This window comes from Paenibacillus sp. MDV22-iso6 (assembly GCF_058408365.1).
The window spans coordinates 297106-299179 of record NZ_JBZVDZ010000002.1 but is presented as its reverse complement, the minus strand read 5'-3'; the positions used below and the strand labels follow the sequence as shown (position 1 = coordinate 299179).

General features: G+C 50.9%; 1 protein-coding gene and 2 pseudogenes. All 3 read right to left on the bottom strand.

Going from position 1 to position 2074, the window contains the following annotated elements:
* Positions 1 to 628: pseudogene (locus tag AC4PM4_RS07580) on the bottom strand (YVTN family beta-propeller repeat-containing protein); the annotation flags it as partial.
* 54 nt (positions 629 to 682) lie between these two features.
* The gene (locus tag AC4PM4_RS07575) at positions 683 to 1039 is read right to left on the bottom strand and encodes a hypothetical protein (RefSeq protein ID WP_491613252.1); all 357 of its coding nucleotides are present in this window, start codon (positions 1037 to 1039) and stop codon (positions 683 to 685) included.
* Between the two features lie 58 nt (positions 1040 to 1097).
* Positions 1098 to 2074 (bottom strand): annotated as a pseudogene (locus AC4PM4_RS07570) (collagen-like protein); the annotation flags it as partial.

Genomic DNA, 2074 nt, shown 5'->3' with positions numbered 1-2074 from the left:
CCCCTGTTGCTCCGGTAACACCGGTAGCTCCCGTGACTCCTGTTCCTCCGGTAACTCCAGTGCTGCCTGTTGCTCCTGTTGCTCCGGTAACACCGGTAGCTCCCGTGACTCCTGTTCCTCCGGTAACCCCAGTGCTGCCTGTTGCCCCTGTTGCTCCGGTAACACCGGTAGCTCCCGTGACTCCTGTTCCTCCGGTAACTCCAGTGCTGCCTGTTGCTCCCGTATTACCTGTTGCTCCTGTGGCTCCAGTAACACCTGTGATACCCAGCGATTCACCCAGCAACTCCTGTGACACCAATCGATGAGCCGTAACCAGCTCACCTTCGGCATCTTTGCCCCAGACAGAAATTTGCGCTTCCGGAGCAGCCGTGTCTGCGGTTGAAAATACAAACTCGAACCCATCAAAATTCGCCACATAGTCTTTGGTCACAACCTGATTAGGCAACACATTAAACAGTTCTTCCACATACAACGTTCTAACCCCATCCAAGAAGTACCCCAAAAGAAGTACATTATACACATCAGTCAAATTTCGGTTATCAATTTTAATTGTGACAAATTGAGTGGGACGTGTACCCGTTACACCTGAAATATTATTTTCAATGGGTCCAGTTGATAAAATGGTCATTCAATCACCCTCCTTTGTATCATGACTTAATTCCCCTCATGTTGCCTATCTATTTCATCCAGAGCCTAATTGTTCGGCAGATACTAATCGGTGCGCGTCTACCAGCTCACCCGATGATGTCTTTCCCCACACGGAAACCTCGGTCTCATTCACAGCTGGACCACTGACAGTGAATACGAACTCGTAAGCAACGAAGTTTGTACTATAATTCCTTGTGATTACCTGGTTAGGAAACACTTCGATCAACTCACTGACATACATCGTTCTCTCACCGTTCAAGATGTAACCGTAAATCTGAAGAGCTGAACTATTGACCAAATCCCTGTTCACAATCCTCACCGTTACAAAACTCGAAGGATTCACACCAAGAACTGGACTATTGTCAATGGGTCCGGTTGATAGAACAGTCATACAATCCCCTCCTTCAGGCAGCCTATTCCCCATTCTGCTTCAGAGCTCACAGCTTGAGTTAGCTGCTCAATTGTTGAATAAGAATAGACGCATTGGCATTGATCTGTGATCCACCTGCCAGAGTTTGCAGATCAACAGTCGATGCACTTGAATGATTTCGTAATGTCAACACATCACCGGGAGCGGCGGTGATAATAATCATTCCTGGATTCGGTTGAGTGCCGGCTCCTGAACCATAGACACTACCGCCTACAGGGGCTCCGTTTTGATAAAGGGTGAATTGGTTTGCCTGAACGCCTGCAACGATGAAGAATATCGCATAGTCCCCAGCATTACCAATAATAATTCCAGCCGTACCCGGTGTATGAGTAATGTTAGTAAGGTTTTCATTGCTATCGAAGGTTATATCCGTCTCGGTAGCTACAGACTGAGTTGAAGTATTAAAAATGTAGCCATAGGACGACAAACCTTGCCCTGTAGAACCCGTGGCTCCTGTCACTCCGGTGGCGCCTGTTGCACCCGTCACTCCGGTGGCTCCGGTTACTCCTGTCGCTCCAGTGCTGCCTGTTACTCCCGTCACTCCAGTGCCGCCTGTTGATCCCGTAACCCCGGTATCGCCTGTCGCTCCTGTTACTCCAGTCCCACCCGTTGATCCCGTCACTCCGGTGCTGCCTGTTGATCCTGTCACTCCAGTGTCGCCTGTTGATCCTGTCACTCCAGTGCTGCCTGTTGATCCTGTCACTCCAGTGCTGCCTGTTGATCCTGTCACTCCAGTGGCTCCCGTTGCCCCGGTAGCGCCTGTTGCACCTGTGACTCCAGTATCTCCAGTTGCACCCGTAACCCCGGTATCCCCAGTTGCACCCGTAACCCCGGTATCCCCAGTTGCACCCGTTACTCCAGTTACTCCAGTGCTTCCTGTTGATCCCGTCACTCCAGTGGCTCCTGTTGCACCCGTAACCCCGGTGGCGCCTGTCGCTCCTGTTACTCCTGTTGCTCCCGTTACTCCTGTTGCTCCCGTTACTCCAGTGGCTCCTG